Annotated in this window: 17 protein-coding genes; 3 read left to right on the top strand and 14 right to left on the bottom strand. The window is 64.1% G+C overall.

The features are described 5' to 3' along the window. Positions 1–138 precede the first annotated feature (138 nt). The 11 genes from AC2CQI_RS22965 to AC2CQI_RS22915 all read right to left on the bottom strand — a co-directional run bounded on the left by AC2CQI_RS22965 (position 139) and on the right by AC2CQI_RS22915 (position 12,389). Positions 139–1,431, bottom strand: coding sequence for an adenylosuccinate synthase (locus AC2CQI_RS22965; protein ID WP_075804762.1), 1,293 nt, complete (start codon positions 1,429–1,431; stop codon positions 139–141). 56 nt (positions 1,432–1,487) lie between these two features. After that, complete coding sequence (locus AC2CQI_RS22960) at positions 1,488–2,675, bottom strand: ATP phosphoribosyltransferase regulatory subunit (RefSeq protein WP_075804763.1); 1,188 nt, start codon at positions 2,673–2,675, stop codon at positions 1,488–1,490. A gap of 278 nt (positions 2,676–2,953) precedes the next feature. After that, positions 2,954–3,823 carry a protease modulator HflC gene (gene hflC, locus AC2CQI_RS22955; protein ID WP_075804764.1) on the bottom strand — a complete coding sequence of 290 codons (870 nt, stop codon included), beginning with the start codon at positions 3,821–3,823 and terminating at the stop codon, positions 2,954–2,956. Beyond that, positions 3,823–4,995, bottom strand: coding sequence for an FtsH protease activity modulator HflK (gene hflK / locus AC2CQI_RS22950; protein ID WP_075804765.1), 1,173 nt, complete (start codon positions 4,993–4,995; stop codon positions 3,823–3,825). Before hflK ends, hflC begins: the two co-directional genes overlap by 1 nt. Before the next feature lie 97 nt (positions 4,996–5,092). After that, entirely contained in the window at positions 5,093–6,394 is a 1,302-nt protein-coding gene (gene hflX / locus AC2CQI_RS22945) for a ribosome rescue GTPase HflX (protein ID WP_075804766.1), read from the bottom strand. A 12-nt stretch (positions 6,395–6,406) separates the two neighbouring features. Further along, positions 6,407–6,667, bottom strand: coding sequence for an RNA chaperone Hfq (gene hfq / locus AC2CQI_RS22940; protein WP_065758756.1), 261 nt, complete (start codon positions 6,665–6,667; stop codon positions 6,407–6,409). Between the two features lie 93 nt (positions 6,668–6,760). Next, positions 6,761–7,735 carry a tRNA (adenosine(37)-N6)-dimethylallyltransferase MiaA gene (miaA, locus tag AC2CQI_RS22935; RefSeq protein WP_484577969.1) on the bottom strand — a complete coding sequence of 325 codons (975 nt, stop codon included), beginning with the start codon at positions 7,733–7,735 and terminating at the stop codon, positions 6,761–6,763. Positions 7,736–7,739: 4 nt separating this feature from the next. Then, a complete protein-coding gene (gene mutL, locus AC2CQI_RS22930; RefSeq protein WP_484577968.1) occupies positions 7,740–9,626 on the bottom strand; it encodes a DNA mismatch repair endonuclease MutL in 1,887 nt (628 codons plus the stop codon). Then, the gene (locus tag AC2CQI_RS22925; RefSeq protein WP_178392028.1) at positions 9,623–11,068 is read right to left on the bottom strand and encodes an N-acetylmuramoyl-L-alanine amidase; all 1,446 of its coding nucleotides are present in this window, start codon (positions 11,066–11,068) and stop codon (positions 9,623–9,625) included. Before AC2CQI_RS22925 ends, mutL begins: the two co-directional genes overlap by 4 nt. A 2-nt stretch (positions 11,069–11,070) precedes the next feature. Beyond that, positions 11,071–11,541, bottom strand: a complete 471-nt coding sequence (tsaE, locus tag AC2CQI_RS22920; protein WP_484577967.1) for a tRNA (adenosine(37)-N6)-threonylcarbamoyltransferase complex ATPase subunit type 1 TsaE — start codon at positions 11,539–11,541, stop codon at positions 11,071–11,073. Beyond that, entirely contained in the window at positions 11,529–12,389 is an 861-nt protein-coding gene (locus AC2CQI_RS22915) for an NAD(P)H-hydrate dehydratase (protein ID WP_484577966.1), read from the bottom strand. Before AC2CQI_RS22915 ends, tsaE begins: the two co-directional genes overlap by 13 nt. A gap of 64 nt (positions 12,390–12,453) precedes the next feature. On the opposite strand from AC2CQI_RS22915, the gene queG reads away from it, so the two are divergent. Next, a complete protein-coding gene (queG, locus tag AC2CQI_RS22910; RefSeq protein ID WP_484577965.1) occupies positions 12,454–13,533 on the top strand; it encodes a tRNA epoxyqueuosine(34) reductase QueG in 1,080 nt (359 codons plus the stop codon). Here queG and AC2CQI_RS22905 read toward each other — a convergent pair. Together AC2CQI_RS22905 and orn are read right to left on the bottom strand one after the other, a co-directional pair. Next, positions 13,515–14,126 carry a trimeric intracellular cation channel family protein gene (locus AC2CQI_RS22905; RefSeq protein WP_075804772.1) on the bottom strand — a complete coding sequence of 204 codons (612 nt, stop codon included), beginning with the start codon at positions 14,124–14,126 and terminating at the stop codon, positions 13,515–13,517. The genes queG and AC2CQI_RS22905 overlap by 19 nt on opposite strands. A gap of 181 nt (positions 14,127–14,307) precedes the next feature. Beyond that, on the bottom strand, positions 14,308–14,850 hold the full coding sequence (orn, locus tag AC2CQI_RS22900) for an oligoribonuclease (protein WP_484577964.1): 543 nt from the start codon (positions 14,848–14,850) through the stop codon (positions 14,308–14,310). 96 nt (positions 14,851–14,946) lie between these two features. On the opposite strand from orn, the gene rsgA reads away from it, so the two are divergent. Together rsgA and AC2CQI_RS22890 are read left to right on the top strand one after the other, a co-directional pair. Further along, entirely contained in the window at positions 14,947–15,978 is a 1,032-nt protein-coding gene (gene rsgA / locus AC2CQI_RS22895; protein ID WP_484577963.1) for a small ribosomal subunit biogenesis GTPase RsgA, read from the top strand. A gap of 128 nt (positions 15,979–16,106) precedes the next feature. Further along, positions 16,107–16,577 (top strand): toll/interleukin-1 receptor domain-containing protein, encoded by a 471-nt coding sequence (locus AC2CQI_RS22890; protein WP_075804775.1) that lies wholly within the window; start codon positions 16,107–16,109, stop codon positions 16,575–16,577. A 141-nt stretch (positions 16,578–16,718) separates the two neighbouring features. Here AC2CQI_RS22890 and motB read toward each other — a convergent pair whose 3' ends face one another. Then, the gene (gene motB / locus AC2CQI_RS22885; protein ID WP_484577962.1) at positions 16,719–17,744 is read right to left on the bottom strand and encodes a flagellar motor protein MotB; all 1,026 of its coding nucleotides are present in this window, start codon (positions 17,742–17,744) and stop codon (positions 16,719–16,721) included. Positions 17,745–17,746: the final 2 nt, after the last annotated feature.

The following is a 17,746-nucleotide window of genomic DNA, read 5'->3' as shown; positions in this document are numbered from 1 at the left end:
AAATCCCTCTGCTTTTCGGAGCCATTACAGTGATGGCATCCCTGAAGGCAATTTCACAGCAAAGCTTGTGCCGTGAGGGAGGGGCAAAAACGCCAAAGGCCCCTAAAAAGGGGCCTTTGGTTTTAACGCATGACTAAATCAGGCGAAAGGGTGACGCAGGACAATAGTCTCGTTGCGGTCAGGACCGGTCGAGATGATGTCGATCGGCGCACCGACCAGCTCTTCCACGCGCTTGATGTAGGCACGGGCGTTGGCTGGCAGTTCTTCCAGGGTCTTGGCGCCCACGGTCGATTCGGTCCAGCCCGGCATCTCTTCGTACACCGGCTCCAGGCCGATGTAGCTGTCGGCGTCGGTCGGAGCGTCGATGACGGCGCCGTTTTCGTTCTTGTAGCCCACGCAGATGCGGATGGTTTCCAGGCCGTCCAGCACGTCCAGCTTGGTCAGGCACAGGCCCGAGATGCTGTTGACGTCGATGGCGCGACGCAGGATGACGGCGTCGAACCAGCCGCAACGACGGGCACGGCCAGTGGTAGCACCGAACTCGTGGCCACGCTTGGCCAGGTAGGCACCGACGTCATCGAACAGTTCGGTCGGGAACGGACCGGAACCAACGCGGGTGGTGTAGGCCTTGGTGATGCCGAGGATGTAGTCGATGTACATCGGGCCAACGCCGGAACCGGTGGCGATACCGCCGGCGGTGGTGTTGGAGCTGGTGACGTACGGGTAGGTACCGTGGTCGATGTCCAGCAGCGAGCCCTGGGCGCCTTCGAACATGATGTCCTTGCCGGCGCGACGCAGGGCGTGCAGCTCGGCGGTGACGTCGAGCATCATCGGCTTCAGTTCTTCGGCGTAGGCCATGCACTGGTCCAGGGTTTCCTGGAAGTCGATGGCCGGCTCCTTGTAGTAATTGACCAGCTGGAAGTTGTGATAGTCCAGCAGCTCACCCAGCTTGGCGGCGAAACGCTCGCGGTGGAACAGGTCACCGATGCGCAGGCCGCGACGGGCGACCTTGTCTTCGTAGGCCGGGCCGATGCCGCGACCGGTGGTGCCGATCTTCTGCTCGCCACGGGCCTTCTCGCGCGCCTGGTCGAGGGCGACGTGGTAGGAGAGGATCAGCGGGCAGGCCGGGCTGATGCGCAGGCGATCGCGAACCGGGACGCCCTTCTCTTCCAGCTTGGTGATCTCACGCAGCAGGGCGTCGGGAGCGACGACCACGCCGTTGCCGATCAGGCACTGCACGCCTTCGCGCAGGACGCCCGACGGGATCAGGTGCAGCACGGTTTTCTCACCGTCGATCACCAGGGTGTGGCCGGCGTTGTGGCCACCCTGGTAGCGCACTACGGCGGCGGCATGTTCGGTCAGCAGATCGACGATCTTGCCTTTGCCCTCATCACCCCACTGGGTGCCCAGGACTACGACATTCTTACCCATAACACTTGTCCTCATTCGCGCAAACTTGGCGCCGGCGAGAGGGCCGGCGACTAATCTCAGATGGCCAGTGGCAGAACCTGCCAGAGCCCGTTTTGCAGAATCAATTGCCGGTCGCAGTCCGCCTCGATGGCGGCAGCCAGTGGTTGGCCAGGCAATGCCTGCACAACCCGCTGACCGTCACTGCGCAACTGGCAGACCAACTGCCACAGAGCCGCGTCCACGCTGTCGGGCATCCAGATCCCGCCAGTGGGCAACACGACCTCTGCCCGCCCCAGTGTGACCAGGGTCTTCAAATCCGTGGAGAAACCGGTGGCCGGGCGTGCCCGGCCAAAGTCAGCTCCGATGTCGTCGTAGCGACCGCCCTGGGCGATCGACTGGCCGACACCCGGGACGAACGCGGCGAACACCACACCGGTGTGGTAGTGGTAGCCACGCAACTCGCCCAGGTCGAAATACAGCGGCAGATCCGGATAACGCGCGGTCAACCGGTCGGCGATGCTCATCAGGTCATCCAGCGCTGCCAGCACGGCGGCCGGGGCACGGCCCAGGCGCACGCGGGCGGCTTCCAGCACTTCACGGCCGCCGCACAGTTCGGTCAGGGCGCGCAGCATGCCGGCCAGGTCCGCCGGGAGGTTGGCGGTCAGGGCGATGACTTCGTCGATGGCCTTGCGTTGCAGGGCATCGAACAGCTGCTGCTCGACCGCACCGGACAGGCCGGCGGCACGGGCCAGGCCGCGGTAGATACCGACATGGCCGAGGTCCATGTGCACATCCGGCACATCGGCCAGTTGCAGCATGGCCAGCATCAGGCTGATGACTTCCACGTCGCTGACCGGGCTGGCGTCGCCGTACAGCTCGGCACCGAGCTGGATCGGGCTGCGCGAGGTCGACAGTGCGCGCGGCTGGGCGTGCAGGACGCTGCCGGCGTAGCACAGGCGGCTCGGGCCTTCGCGGCGCAGGGTGTGCGCATCGATGCGCGCCACCTGCGGCGTGATGTCGGCGCGGAAGCCCATCTGCCGGCCGGACTGTGGATCGACCACCTTGAAGGTCCGCAGGTCCAGGTCCTGACCGGCACCGGTGAGCAGCGATTCCAGGTACTCGATATGGGGAGTCACGACGAACTCGTAACCCCAGCTCTGGAACAGATCCAACACCTGACGACGCGCGATCTCGATGCGTGTCGCTTCAGGTGGCAGTACTTCTTCGATGCCATCTGGCAGCAGCCAGCGGTCTACCGTTGCCATTACGCCATTTCCCCTGTGGTCCGGGCGGCCAGCCCGCGGGCCCAGCCGTGAGTGAAGCAGGCCTCGGCAAATCACCCGCGCAGCGCCGATTCCAGCGTTGCCGCAGTGCCGATACCCTCGTGAATCCTGAGTCGCGCCGCTGATCGCGACCGCATGTGGTCATTCGATCTTGCAGACGCAAAAAAGCCGGGAATTTCCCGGCTGCCGCATCATACACCCGTTGTCTTGCATAAATCACCCCGCCGAACGTTTTAGCCGCCCGACGGGGTGTTTCGACTTCAGGGTTTCGCTTTGTTCATGAAGCGGAAGAACTCGCTGCTCGGGTCGAGGACCAGAACATCGTTCTTGCTGCTGAAGCTTTCACGGTAGGCATTCAGGCTACGGTAGAACGCGTAGAAGTCCTGGTCCTGGCCGTAAGCCTTGGCGTAGATCGCCGCTGCCTGGGCATCACCGTCACCGCGGGTCTCTTCCGACTCGCGATAGGCTTCCGCCAGCAATACGCGGCGTTGACGATCGGCGTCGGCACGGATGCCTTCGGCCAGCTCGTTACCCTTGGCGCGGTGCTCGCGGGCTTCACGTTCACGCTCGGTGCTCATCCGCTCGAACACGCTGCGGTTGACTTCCTTCGGCAGGTCGATGGCCTTGACGCGAACGTCGACCACCTCGATGCCCAGCTCCTTCTCCGCCATGCGGTTCAGGGAAGCGGTGATATCGGCCATCAGCGCATCGCGCTCACCGGATACCACTTCATGCAGGGTACGTTTACCGAACTGGTCACGCAGGCCGCTTTCCAGACGACGGGACAGACGCTCGTCGGCGATCTGCTTCATGCCGGAAGTCGCGGTGTAGAAGCGCTCGGCGTCCTTCACCCGCCATTTGGCGTAGGCATCGACCATCACCGCTTTCTTCTCCAGGGTCAGGAACCGCTGGGTCGGGGCGTCGAGGGTCATCAGCCGGGCGTCGAACTTGCGCACCTGGTTGACGTACGGGATCTTCAGTTGCAGGCCCGGCTGGACATCCGCCTGGACCACCTTACCGAAGCGCAGCAGTACCGCACGCTCGGTCTGGGACACGATGTAGAAGCTGTTCCAGGCCACGATGGCCAGGACCACGCCGACAATCAGGGCGATCAGCGATTTATTGCTCATCAGCGGCTCTCCCTGGTGCGCACTTGCTGTTGCTGTTGATCCACGGCACGGGCGGCGTCATTGACCGAAGTCGCTGGCACGCTGTTCACCGACGGACTGGCGTTGCGGCTGCTGTCGACCATCTTGTCCAGCGGCAGGTAGAGCAGGTTGTTCTGCCCGTCCTTGCCGGTGACGAGCACCTTGCTGGTGTTGCTGTAGACGGCTTGCATGGTCTCCAGGTACAGGCGCTCGCGGGTGACCTCGGGCGCTTTGCGGTACTCGGTGACCAGCTTGGTGAAGCGATCGGCCTCACCCTTGGCGCGGGAGATGACTTCATCGCGGTAGCCGTTGGCGTCCTCGATGATGCGCTGCGCCTGACCACGGGCTTCCGGCACCACGCCGTTGGCGTAGGACTCGGCCTGGTTGCGGGCACGCTGCTCGTCTTCACGGGCACGGATCACGTCGTCGAAGGCTTCCTGTACTTCACGCGGGGCTGCCGCGCTCTGCACGTTGACCTGGGTGACGGTGATGCCGGTACGGTAGGTGTCGAGGAAGCGTTGCAGACGCTCCTTGATCTCCACGGCCATCTGCTCGCGGCCTTCGGTCAGCACCTTGTCCATCGCGGTCGAACCGACCACGTGACGCAGGGCACTGTCGGTCGCGTGCTGCAGACTGACTTCAGGCTGGTCGACGTTGAGGACGAAGTCCTGCAGGTTGCTGATCTTGTACTGCACGGTCAGCGGGACCTCGACGATGTTCTCGTCCTCGGTCAGCATCTGCCCCTGCTTGGTGTACGCCCGCTCACGCGTGACGTTTTCCATGTACTTGCGGTCCATCGGCGGGAAGTAGATGTTCAGGCCCGGCCCGACGGTCTCGTAGTACTTGCCGAAGCGCAGCACCACGGCCTGCTCCTGCTCGTCCACGACGTAGACCGCGCTGTACAGCCAGATGGCCAGCAGCACGAGCAGGCCAATGCCGAGCAGGCCGAAGCCGCCACCTTTCGGGAGGCTGTCGCCGCCACCACGTTTCTTGCCGCTGCCAAACATGCCGTTCAGGCTGTCCTGCAACTTGCGGAAGGCCTCGTCGAGATCCGGAGGGCCTTTCTTGTCGCCGCCGCCGCCACCATTACCGCCGCGACGCCCACCCCAGGGATCCTGATTGTTCGAGTTGCCACCCGGCTCATTCCAAGCCATAGCGCTCTCCATCTGATAAAGCAAAGACGCGCCAAACGGCGCGCCGTCCAATGCTACAGAATGCCTGTCACGGCTGCCTGACCGCGTCGTCAGGCTTTTATTGCAAAGTGTGTTGTTCGAGGAACTCGACCGGCTCCAGCCCTTCGCGCGCCACCAGGCGGTTGACGTCGGCCCGTGGCAAACGCACGGCCAACAGGCTGCTGCCTTCTTCGTCGTGCTCCTCGTTCTGCACGGCCCCCGCCGCAAAGAATTGCGCACGCAAACGCGCGTAGCGCTGTTCCAGGCGAAGGGTACCGACGAACAGGTCATCCCCCAGCAATTCGGCTATCGCCTGCCCCACCAGCTCAAGACCGCGACCCTCACGGGCCGAGACCCAGACCCGCTCAGGCTTGCCGTCGGCATTGCGCTGAATATGTGGCTCAATGCCTTCAAGCAGGTCGAGTTTGTTATACACCTCGAGGATCGGCAAGCCTTCGGCACCGATCTCGCCCAGCACCGCCATCACCTGTTCGATCTGCGCCATGCGCTCGGGCTCGTGGGCGTCGATCACATGCAGCAGCAGGTCGGAGTTGCTCGACTCTTCGAGCGTAGCCCGAAAAGCCTCGACCAGCTTGTGCGGCAGGTGACGAATGAAGCCCACGGTGTCCGCCAGCACGATCGGCCCGATGTCGCTCAGTTCGAGACGGCGCAGGGTCGGGTCGAGGGTGGCGAAGAGCTGGTCGGCCGCATAGACATCGGACGAGGTCAGGGCATTGAAGAGGGTCGATTTGCCGGCGTTGGTATAACCCACCAGTGAAACCGAGGGTACATCGGCCCGCTTGCGCCCGCGCCGCGCCTGTTCGCGCTGGCTGCGCACCTTGTCCAGGCGCGCCTTGATCTGGCGCAGGCGCACACGCAGCAGGCGGCGGTCGGTTTCGAGCTGGGTTTCACCCGGGCCGCGCAGACCGATACCGCCTTTCTGCCGCTCAAGGTGAGTCCAGCCGCGAACCAGGCGCGTGCTCATGTGTTCGAGCTGCGCCAGCTCGACCTGCAGCTTGCCCTCATGGGTCCGGGCGCGCTGGGCGAAGATGTCGAGGATCAGCCCCGTGCGGTCAAGCACACGACACTCGAAGACACGTTCGAGGTTGCGTTCCTGACTGGGCGTGAGGGTGTGGTTGAAGATGACCAGGTCGGCCTCTTCGGCCTTGACCAGGTCACGCAGTTCCTCGACCTTGCCGCTGCCAATCAGAAACTTGGCAGTGGGCTGGTGTCGCGCCACATTGGCGAGCGCAACGATATCGGCGCCGGCCGACAAGGCCAGCTCCTGGAACTCCTGCGGGTCTTCGCGCGCCTCAGGGCTCTGACCTTCCAGATGAACGAGAACGGCTCGTTCACCACCACCGTGGCGCTCAAAGAACAAAGCAGGCTCCTATCAGGCGTTACCTGGCTCAGCGTCGCCGTGTTCGGCATCAGCTGCGCTAGGCAGACGGATTGGACGTACTGGAACGACGGTCGAGATCGCGTGCTTGTAGACCATCTGGCTGACGGTGTTCTTCAGCAGGATGACGAACTGGTCGAAGGACTCGATGGTGCCTTGCAGCTTGATGCCGTTGACCAGGTAAATCGAAACCCCGACTTTCTCTTTTCTCAAAGTATTCAAGTAAGGGTCTTGTAGCGAATGCCCTTTTGACATATGCCGCACTCCTGTAAGGATCAATAGTAAAAAAACAATAAAAATGATGGCTCAGGCCGCCCCACCCCCAAGGATAGACGGCAATTGCGGGATTCAGCCCAATATGGAGACGCTCCCGAGGTATTTCAAGGTGCGAGACAGATTGTCGCAAGCCAGGCTGTCCAACCAATGGAGATCGGCCCAACTGCGCAACCAGGTAAATTGCCGCTTCGCCAACTGGCGGGTGGCAATGATGCCGCGCTCCTGCATTTCAACTGAAGTCAGCTTGCCATCAAGATGATCCCAGACCTGGCGATAACCAACTGCCCGTATAGACGGCAGTCCCGCGTGCAAGTCACTTCTCGCGCGCAGCAATCGGACCTCGTCAATGAAGCCCTGTTCCAGCATTTGCGTGAATCTTAGTGCAATTCGCTCATGCAGCACCTGCCGGTCCTGCGGGGCGATGGCCAGGCTGGCGACAGTATAGGGCAATTGCCCCGGCCCAGAAGGGTCGGAGCCATTACTTTGCTCAGCTTGACGCAAACGATGTGAAGTCATCGTTAAACCGCTCACCCGATACACTTCGAGTGCGCGGATCAGACGCTGCGGATCATTCGGATGAATACGCGCCGCCGAGACCGGATCGACCGCGGCCAGCTCGTCGTGCAGTGCCTGCCAGCCGTGCTGCTGCGCCTGGGCTTCCAGTTCGGCACGAACCTGCGGGTCAGCCGCCGGCATGTCCGCCAGGCCTTCGAGCAGCGCCTTGTAATACAGCATGGTGCCTCCCACCAGCAGCGGAATCTTGCCCCGCGCGGTGATATCGGCCATGGCTTCGAGGGCATCGCGACGGAAATCCGCAGCGGAATAGCTTTCGGCCGGGTCGAGGATGTCGATCAGCCGATGGGGATGGGCCGCGAGAGTCTCCTTCGACGGCTTGGCCGTGCCGATGTCCATGCCGCGATAGATCAGCGCCGAGTCGACGCTGATCAGCTCGCAGGGCAGCACCTTGGTCAGTTCGATGGCCAGGTCGGTCTTGCCCGCCGCGGTCGGGCCCATCAGGAATATCGCGGGAGGTTTCGACAACGCCATGCTTTCAACGACCGCGCAGGAACAGTTTGTCCAGGTCGTCCAGGCCCATCTGGGTCCAGGTCGGGCGACCGTGGTTGCATTGGCCGCTGCGCTCGGTGTTTTCCATGTCGCGCAGCAGGCCGTTCATTTCCGGGATGGCCAGGCGCCGGTTGGCGCGCACCGCACCGTGGCAGGCCATGGTCCCGAGCAGCTCGTTCAGGTGTGCCTGGATGCGGTCGCTGGTGCCGTATTCCATCAGGTCGGCGAGCACATCCTGCACCAGGCGATTGGCCTCGGCCTGCTTGAGCAGCGCCGGGATCTGCCGGATCGCCAGGCTTTCCGGGCCCAGGCGCTGCAATTCGAAGCCCAGGCGCTGGAACCACTGCGCATGTTCTTCCGCGCAATCCGCCTCGCGCTGGCTCAGGGCCAGTGACTCCGGCACCAGCAGCGGCTGGCCGCTCAGGCCTTCGCTGGCCATGGCGATCTTCAGGCGCTCGTACATGATCCGCTCATGGGCCGCATGCATGTCCACCAGCACCAGGCCATGGGCATTCTCGGCAAGGATATAGATGCCTTTCAATTGCGCCAGGGCGTAGCCCAGCGGCGGAATGTCGCGCTCGCTTTCCGGCAGTGGCGCCGGTTGTGCGCTGGCCAGCGGGGCATAGAACTCGCGATAGGCCTCGCGGGCTTCCTGGACGGGAACGCCCGCCGTGGGTCGCGGCGTGTAGTTGTACTGGTAGCCAGCGCCGGCAGGAGTGGAAACCGAGGGCGCGGCAACCGGCTGTTCCAGCACCGCGGCGGACAGACGCATCTCGCCCTGCGGCCCGAATTCCCCGGCCTGAAGGCCGCTTGGCCGGATGAGTTCCTCGGTCGCCGCCGGTGCCGCGACCTGGTCGTCCGGCCGCACATCCGCCAGCGCCCGGTGCAGGGTGCCGTAGAGGAAGTCGTGGACCATGCGCCCGTCACGGAAGCGGACTTCGTGCTTGGTCGGGTGGACGTTGACGTCGACCCCGGTCGGATCGAGTTCGAGGAACAGCACGAAGGTCGGGTGCCGACCGTTGAACAGCACATCGCGATAGGCCTGGCGCACCGCGTGGGCAACCAGCTTGTCGCGCACTGCGCGGCCATTCACGAAGAAATACTGGAGATCCGCCTGGCTGCGCGAGAAGGTCGGCAAGCCGACCCAGCCCCAGAGGCGCAGGCCATTGCGTTCGATCTCGATCGGCAGCGCCTGCTCAAGAAAGCCCGGACCGCAGATCGCCCCGACCCGCCGCGCCCGGGACAGGTCGTCCGGCGCTTCGTGAAGGCTGAGGATGCTCTTGCCGTTATGACGCAGATGGAAGCCGACATCGAAGCGCGCCAGCGCCAGGCGCCGGATCACTTCCTGGAGATGGTCGAACTCGGTCTTCTCGGTCTTGAGGAACTTGCGCCGCGCCGGGGTATTGAAGAACAGGTCGCGCACTTCCACCGACGTACCGACCGGGTGGGCGGCGGGCTGGACCCGGGGCGCCATGTCGCGGCCTTCGGTTTCCACCTGCCAGGCCTGCTGGGCATCGCGGGTACGCGAGGTCAGGGTCAGGCGTGCCACCGAGCTGATCGACGCCAGTGCCTCGCCGCGGAAACCCAGGCTCATCACCCGTTCCAGGTCCTCGAGGTCACGGATCTTGCTGGTGGCGTGACGGGCAAGGGCCAGCGGCAGGTCATCGGAGGCGATACCGCTGCCATCGTCACGCACCTTGAGCAGCTTGACCCCGCCCTGCTCCACTTCCACGTCGATGCGCCGGGCACCCGAGTCGAGGCTGTTTTCCAGCAGTTCCTTGATCACCGAGGCCGGCCGCTCGACCACCTCGCCGGCGGCGATCTGGTTGGCGAGACGGGGGCTGAGCAGTTCGATGCGCGAAGCCGAACTCATGGCTGGCCCGCCAGGGTGGTGGCGGGGATGTCGAGGTTCTGGCCTACTTTCAGCTCATCGCTTTTCAGGCTGTTGCTGCTGCGCAGGCTGGCGACGCTGACCTGGTAGCGCACGGCGATCATCGCCAGGGTCTCGCCCGGACGCACCGTGTGCTCGCGCGGGCCCTGGGCAATCTTGCCGGTGTCACGCAACCAGGCGATATAGGTGCCCGGCGGCGGGTTCTGCTGGAAGAACTGCTTCACGCCACTGTGGATCGAGCGCGCCAGGGATTGCTGGTGGCTCGCCGTGGCCAGCTTGGCAGCCTCGTTGGCGTTGGAGATGAAGCCGGTTTCCACCAGGATCGACGGGATATCCGGCGACTTCAGCACCATGAACCCGGCCTGTTCCACACGGCGCTTGTGCAGCGAGGTGACCCGGCCGATATTGCCCAGCACCTTCTGCCCGACGTTCAGGCTGGAACTGAGGGACGCGGTCATCGACAGGTCGAGCAGCACGCCAGCGAGCATGCGGTCCTTGTCGTCGAGGCTGACGTTGCCGGCACCACCGATCAGGTCGGAACGGTTTTCACTGTCTGCCAGCCAGCGTGCAGTCTCGGAGGTGGCGCCACGATCGGACAGGGCGAACACCGAGGCACCGAAGGCGGCCTTGGACGGCGCAGCGTCGGCGTGGATCGAAATGAACAGGTCGGCGCCCTTCTTGCGGGCGATCTCGGTGCGTTTGCGCAGCGGGATGAAGTAGTCGCCAGTGCGGGTCAGCTCGGCGCGGAAGCCCTTCTCGGTATTGATCTGGCGCTGCAGCTCCTTGGCGATCTGCAGGACGATGTCTTTCTCGTGCTGGCCGCGGGAGCCCGAGGCACCCGGGTCCTCACCGCCGTGACCGGCGTCGATGGCGATGACGATATCGCGCTTGCCATTCGGCACCGGCGGCAGCTTGATCGCCGGTTGCGCCGGGGTGACCGGTACGGCAGGCGGCGTAGCGGCGGTAGCGGCCGGGGTCGGCGGGGTGGCGGGCGCAGAGGCGGCGATGGCGTCGGCTTCCTGGTCGTACAGGTCGACCACCAGGCGGTTGCCGTACTGGGCGTTGGGCGCCAGGGTGAAACTCTTCGGGGTGACCGACTTGTTCAGGTCGATCACCACGCGCAGGTCGTTAGGCGTGCGCTGCGCCGAGCGCACCGCAGTGATCGGGGTATTTGAAGTGGACGCGGTCAGCGGCGCAGCCAGGGTGGCGCCATTGATATCGATGACCAGGCGATCCGGTGCGGTCAGGGTGAAGACGCTGTGCTCCACCGGGCCGGACAGGTCGAAGACCAGCCGGGTGTTGTCCGGCGCGCGCCACAGACGCATGCTCTTGACCTGCGAGGCCGCGAAGGCCTCGACGGTCACTGCCGTAAGCAGCAGTCCTACGACGGCAACCAGTGCGCGAAAGCGCATACCTTTCCCCATTTCTATTTGAATTCCACGGCCAGAGCGGCACACCAGGCTTCACCGCGAGCACCTTGCGGCGACAGGCTCAACGACCGGCCGCCCGCCTGGGGGCTTATGGTAATGGTCAGGTCCGGCTTTGGCAAAATGCCCTCACCCTTGTCCGGCCACTCGAAGAGACACAGTGCGTCGCCTTCGAAATAGTCGCGAATCCCCATGAATTCCAGCTCTTCCGGATCGACCAGGCGATAAAGGTCGAAGTGAAAAGCTCGGACTTCACCAATCTCGTAGGGTTCCACAACAGTAAATGTAGGACTTTTCACAGCACCGGTATGCCCGAGGCCGCGAATGATGCCTCGGGACAGGGTGGTCTTGCCGGCGCCGAGGTCGCCTTCAAGAAAGATCACACCATGGCCTTGGGTGACCTGGGCGACCCGGGTACCGAAGTCGACCATGGCCTGCTCGTCGGCCAGAAACAGGGTTATGCCTGACACGCTGAATGCTCCTCCAACAACTGACGAATAGACGGGACCAGATCATGGGCCGCCAGGCCGCGCCCCTGGTCACCCAGGCGTTCACCGGCGCAGGCGTGCAGCCAGACGCCGAGGCAGGCGGCATCCCAGGCGCTCATGTCCTGGGCCAGCAAGGCGCCGAGCACACCGCTCAACACATCGCCCAGGCCGGCCCCCGCCATGGCCGGATGCCCACGCTTGCACAGCGCCAACTGGCCATGGGGATCGGCAACCAGGGTCCCGGCGCCCTTGAGCACGCACACCGCCGCATATTTGCGCGCCAGCTTGCGTGCCGCGCCGGGGCGATCGGCCTGCACTGCCTCGGTGGAAATCCCCAGCAACCGTGCGGCCTCGCCGGGATGCGGGGTAATGATGCTGCCGCGCACCAGCGCCATGGGCGCCGAGGCCAGCAGGTTCAGGGCATCGGCATCCCAGATCTGCGGCAGGGCCGAACTGGCCACCGCCGACAGCAGGCTGCGGCCCCAGGCGGCCTGGCCCAGTCCGGGCCCGACCACCAGCACCGAAGCGCGCTCGATCGGCGCCATCAGTTGGTTGGCCGAGTGCACGCCAAGGCCCATGACCTCGGGAAGCCGGGCCAGGGCGGCGGTTACATGCTCGGGACGCGTGGCGACGGACACCAGCCCCGCGCCACAGCGCAAGGCGGCCTCGGCACCCAGCAGGACGGCGCCGCCGGTGCCGCGATCACCACCCACGATCAGGACATGGCCGAACTGCCCCTTGTGGGCATTGAATGGCCGCGCCGGCAGGCTCGCCAGGGCGTCACGGGTGAGCACCAGCGGCTCGTGTGAAGGGTGTTTGGTCTGAGGCATGCGTCGTTGGGCTCCGATGTCTGGCAGAATTATACGCACCTGTCCTTTTATTGCCCTATTTCGCATGTCCGTCTCTTCCATCGACCTCCCCGCCCTCGCCCAATCCATCAAGGAATGGGGGCGCGAACTGGGTTTTGCCCACGTCGGCATCGCCGGCGTGGAGCTGGCCGAGCACGAACAGCACCTGGAACGCTGGCTGGCAGCCGGCTACCACGGCGAGATGGACTATATGGGCGCCCACGGCAGCAAGCGCTCCCATCCCGACGAACTGGTGCCCGGCACCGTGCGCGTGGTCTCGCTGCGCATGGACTACCTGCCCGGCGACACCCAGATGGCCCAGCGCCTGGCCCAGCCGGAACAGGCCTATATCTCCCGCTACGCCCTCGGCCGCGACTACCACAAACTGGTGCGCAAGCGCGTGCAGCACCTGGCCGAGCGCATCCAGAAGGAAATCGGCCCGTTCGGCTTCCGCGCCTTCGTCGACAGCGCCCCGGTGCTGGAAAAGGCCATTGCCGAACAGGCCGGCCTCGGCTGGATCGGCAAGAACACCTTGCTGCTCAACCGCAAGGCCGGTAGCTATTTCTTCCTCAGCGAGCTGTTCGTCGACCTGCCGCTGCCGGTGGACGAAGCCCAGGCCACCGAGCATTGCGGCCGGTGCAGCGCCTGCCTGGATATCTGCCCAACCAAGGCCTTCGTCGGGCCTTACGTGCTGGATGCGCGGCGCTGCATTTCCTACCTGACCATTGAACTGAAGAACGCGATTCCCGAGGAACTGCGCTCGATGATCGGCAACCGGGTGTTCGGCTGCGATGACTGCCAGATCGTCTGTCCGTGGAACCGCTTCGCCAAGGAGACGGCGGAAAACGACTTCAAGCCGCGCCATGGCCTGGACAATGCCGGCCTGGCGGAGCTGTTCATGTGGGATGAGGAGCGTTTCCTCGCCAGCACCGAGGGTTCGCCACTGAGGCGTGCCGGCTATGAGCGCTGGCTACGCAACCTGGCGGTCGGTCTGGGCAATGCGCCGTCGACCATCCCGGTGCTGGACGCCCTCAATGCCCGCCGCGACTACCCGTCCGAGCTGGTCCGCGAGCATGTGGAATGGGCACTCAGGCAGCACGCCGAGCGTCAGTGCTCGTCGTTGTAGTGGAACTTGGGCATTTCCCAGTGGAAGCGGATCGCCAGCAACCGCAGCAGGAAGCCGCCGAACAGGGTGATCAGGATCGACTGCTCGGCCGGTAGCTTGAGGTACACGCAGCCCATGTAGCACCAGGCGGCGGCGAAGGACACGCTGGCATACAGTTCGCGGCGGAACACCAGCGGGATGTCGTTGCAGAAGATGTCCCGGAGGATGCCGCCAAAGACCCCGGTGACCACGCCACTGATGGACGCTACCAGCATGCCGTGGCCCAGTTCCAGGGCGGTCATGCAGCCGATCAGGGTGAAGGCCACCAGGCCCAGGGCGTCGAGCACCAGGAACAGCGAGCGCAGATGGCGCATCAGCGGCGCGATGAAGATGGTCAGCAGCGCGGCGACGCTGGTCAGCACCAGGTATTCCGGGTGCTTGACCCAGGTGAGCGGGTAGTGGCCCAGCAGCACGTCGCGCACCGAACCGCCGCCCAGTGCGGTGACGCAGGCGATCAGCACCACCCCGAACCAGTCCATGCCGCGGCGGCCGGCGGACAGCGCACCGGTCATGGCTTCGGCGGTGATCGCGATGAGGTAGAGCATCAACAGCATGGCGCGGGGTCCTGGCAGAAAGGCGCGCAGTCTAACCAGTTGCTGCTGGCACCAAAAGGGGGCACAAGACTTCTAGTGATGCTGATGGCCTCATCGCTGGCAAGCCAGCTCCCACAGTGTCCGAGGCGCTGCCGAACCCTGTGGGAGCTGGCTTGCCAGCGATAGGGCCAGTGGCCACGACTCAGAACTTGATGAAATGCTTGCGGTAGTGCTGCAACTCGGCAATCGACTCACGAATATCATCCAGCGCCAGGTGCGTGCTGCCCTTCTTGAACCCGTCCTTCACCTCAGGCGCCCAGCGGCCGGCCAGCTCTTTCAGGGTCGAGACGTCCAGGTTGCGGTAGTGGAAGTAGTTTTCCAACCCGCGCATATGGCGATACAGGAAGCGGCGGTCCTGGCAGATGCTGTTGCCGCAGATCGGCGACTTGCCCTTCGGCACCCATTGCTCGAGGAAGGCAATGGTCTGCGCCTCGGCCTCGGCCATGTCGATGGTGCTTTCGCGCACGCGCTGGGTCAGGCCGGACGCACCATGGGTACGGGTGTTCCAGTCGTCCATGCGGGCGAGGATTTCGTCGCTGTGATGGATCGCGATCACCGGGCCTTCGGCCAGAGTGTTCAGGTTGCTGTCGGTAACGATGGTCGCCATCTCGATGATGACGTCGTGATCAGGGTCCAGACCGGTCATTTCCAGGTCGATCCAGATCAGATTCTGTGGGTTTTGCATAAGTCGGACTCCTCGGTAGCTGCGCAGTTTAGCCTAGTGGAGCGTGCTAAACTCGACGCCGTTTCAACATCCCCGCTTTAAATCGACGAGACATTCATGGCCAAACGCCAGCTCAACCGCCGCCAGAACTGGCGCATCGAAAAAATCCAGGAAGAACGCGCCGCCCGTGCGGCCAAACGCGAGGAGCGCGCCCTGGAGGTGCTCGAAGGCGGCGACCTGGGGCCTGAACAGACCGGCCTGGTGATCGCCCACTTTGGCGTGCAGGTCGAGGTCGAGGCCGATGACGGCGAGGAAGCCGGCCAGGTTTTCCGCTGCCACCTGCGCGCCAACCTGCCGGCGCTGGTGACCGGCGACCGCGTGGTCTGGCGCGCCGGCAACCAGGGTATCGGCGTGATCGTCGCGCAACTGCCGCGCAGCACCGAGCTGTGTCGGCCCGATAGCCGTGGCCAGCTCAAGCCGGTGGCGGCCAACGTCGACCTGATCGTGATTGTCTTCGCCCCGGCACCCGAGCCCCACGCCAACCTGATCGACCGCTACCTGGTGGCGGCCGAGCACGCCGGCATCCGTCCGCTGCTGTTGCTGAACAAGGCCGACCTGATCGACGAGCAGAACGCCCCGGCACTGAATGCGTTGCTGGCGGTTTACAGGCAACTGGGCTATCCGCTGCTGGAAGTCTCGGCGCACCAGGGCGATGGCATGGAGCAACTGAAGAAGATGCTCGACGGCCACATCAGCGTGTTCGTCGGCCAGTCCGGGGTCGGCAAGTCGTCGCTGGTCAACAGCCTGCTGCCGGATGTGCAGACCCGGGTCGGCGCGCTGTCGGAGTGGTCCGGCCAGGGCCAGCACACCACCACCACCGCGCGCCTGTACCACTTCCCCGGTGGCGGCGAGCTGATCGACTCCCCGGGTATCCGCGAATTCGGCCTGGTGCATGTCAGCCGTGACGACGTCGAAGCCGGCTTCATCGAGTTCACCGACCTGCTCGGTACTTGCCGCTTCCGCGACTGCAAGCATGACCGCGAGCCCGGCTGCGCCCTGCTCAAGGCCCTCGAAGACGGGCGGATCCAGCAGCAACGGATGAACAGCTACCGCTCGATCATCGCCAGCCTGCCGCAGGACACTTACTGATCCTGTAGTCCATTTCTGTAGGACCGTTCATACGGCAACGTAGGACGGTTCTTTGTTTCTAGCCATCTATTGCCGGGTTGAAGGAATTCACTGATCGTCGCCGCTTTCACCAGAAAGGACGCCTCGTGATGCCTGTATTCATCAGCTACCGCCACCCAGACCGCCTCGACGCGTTCGTAATCAACGAACGACTCAAGCTCGAAGGCATCAACACCTGCCTCGAATTGTTCGACCCGCAGGCCCGGCAGACCACCGACGACATCTGCACCCTGTTCAACACCAACATCAATGCCTGCACGCACATGATCACCGTGCTTGGCCAGGGTGGCGGGGATGAGTGGTGGATACCCTTCAGCCTCGGCAGCGCGACCCAGCTCAACCGTCGCCTGGCGTTCTACCAGTGCGAAGGCAGCCAGCCCGGCTATCTGGAGCGCTGGCCGACCCTGACCCGGCGCGAGCATATCGACCTGTTCGTCAGTGCCTACCACGATGAGCAGACCTTCCGCCGGGCGATCAGCAAGGATGCGGCGGAGACCAATCGTAATAATGCGGAGTTTTTCCACACGGACCTGAAGGCCCGCCTGCGCCGGGGCTTCTGAAAGCAGCAAGCTATAAGCCTTAAGTGGCAAGAAAGAGCAGTCTGCGGCGCGGCGGCTTTTTCTTGCAGCTTGCGGCTTAAAGCTTGAGGCTCAAAAAAGCCCGCCGGGATCGCTCCGGGCGGGCTTTTCATTGCGGCTCGCTTACTGCTGCTTGCCTGGCTCGTCCATCTTCAAGGTACCGTCCTCGAAGATATTCAGCTTCTGGCGCAACTCCTGCGGCTGCATCGGTTCTGGCACCGGCTCGGCGGGCGCCGCAGCACCCGGTGCCGCCGGAGTGACATCCGAGTTGGTCGCAGGGGCCTGCTGACCGTCCGTTGGCGACTGCTCGCCCTCGATCGCCCGCTGCGCCTTCTTGGTCAGCACCACGATATCGATGCGCCGGTTCACCGGGTTCTGCGGATGCTCGCGGTCGAACAGCGACGAGGAGGCATAACCCACCACCCGCGCCACCTGCCCGTCCGGATAACCACCGGCGACCAGCGCACGCCGCGCGGCGTTGGCGCGGTTGGCCGAGAGTTCCCAGTTGCCGAACTCGCCGCTGCCGGAATACGGCTTGGCATCGGTATGGCCACTGACGCTGATCTTGTTCGGCACCGTCTTGATGGTGTCGGCCATGGCCAGCAGGATGTCTTCGAAATACGGCTTCAGCCGCGCACTGCCGAGGTCGAACATCGGCCGGTTCTCGGCATCGACGATCTGGATGCGCAGGCCGTCCTGGGTGATCTCGAAGAGAATCTGGTCCTTGAACTTCTGTAGCTCCGGACTCTGCTCGACCTTGTTCTGCAGTTCCTGCAGGACCAGCTCAAGGCGCTCGCGCTCGACCTGCTCGGCCAGGCTCTCGGCCTGCTCCGGGCTGACCACGCTGCTTTCCGGTGTCGGCGCCGCCTGCTGTTCCGGGTTGATGGTCTTTTCCGGTGCCAGCTCGGGCGAGCCACCGAGGTCGATGATGTACGGCGTGCCACTTTCCGAGAACCCGATCGGGTCCTTGAAATAGCCGGCGATGGCGATCTTCTGTTCCGGCGTGGCCGTGGACAGCAGCCAGAGCACGAGGAAGAACGCCATCATCGCCGTGGCGAAGTCGGCGAAGGCGATCTTCCACGCACCACCATGATGGCCGCCGCCGAAGCGCTTGACGCGCTTGATGATAATCGGCTGATTATTTTCCATGG

The sequence above is a fragment of the Pseudomonas sp. P2S-1 genome (genome assembly GCF_057197725.1).
Note: the sequence above shows the minus strand (reverse complement) of the source record. Positions and strands in the feature narration are given on the sequence as shown.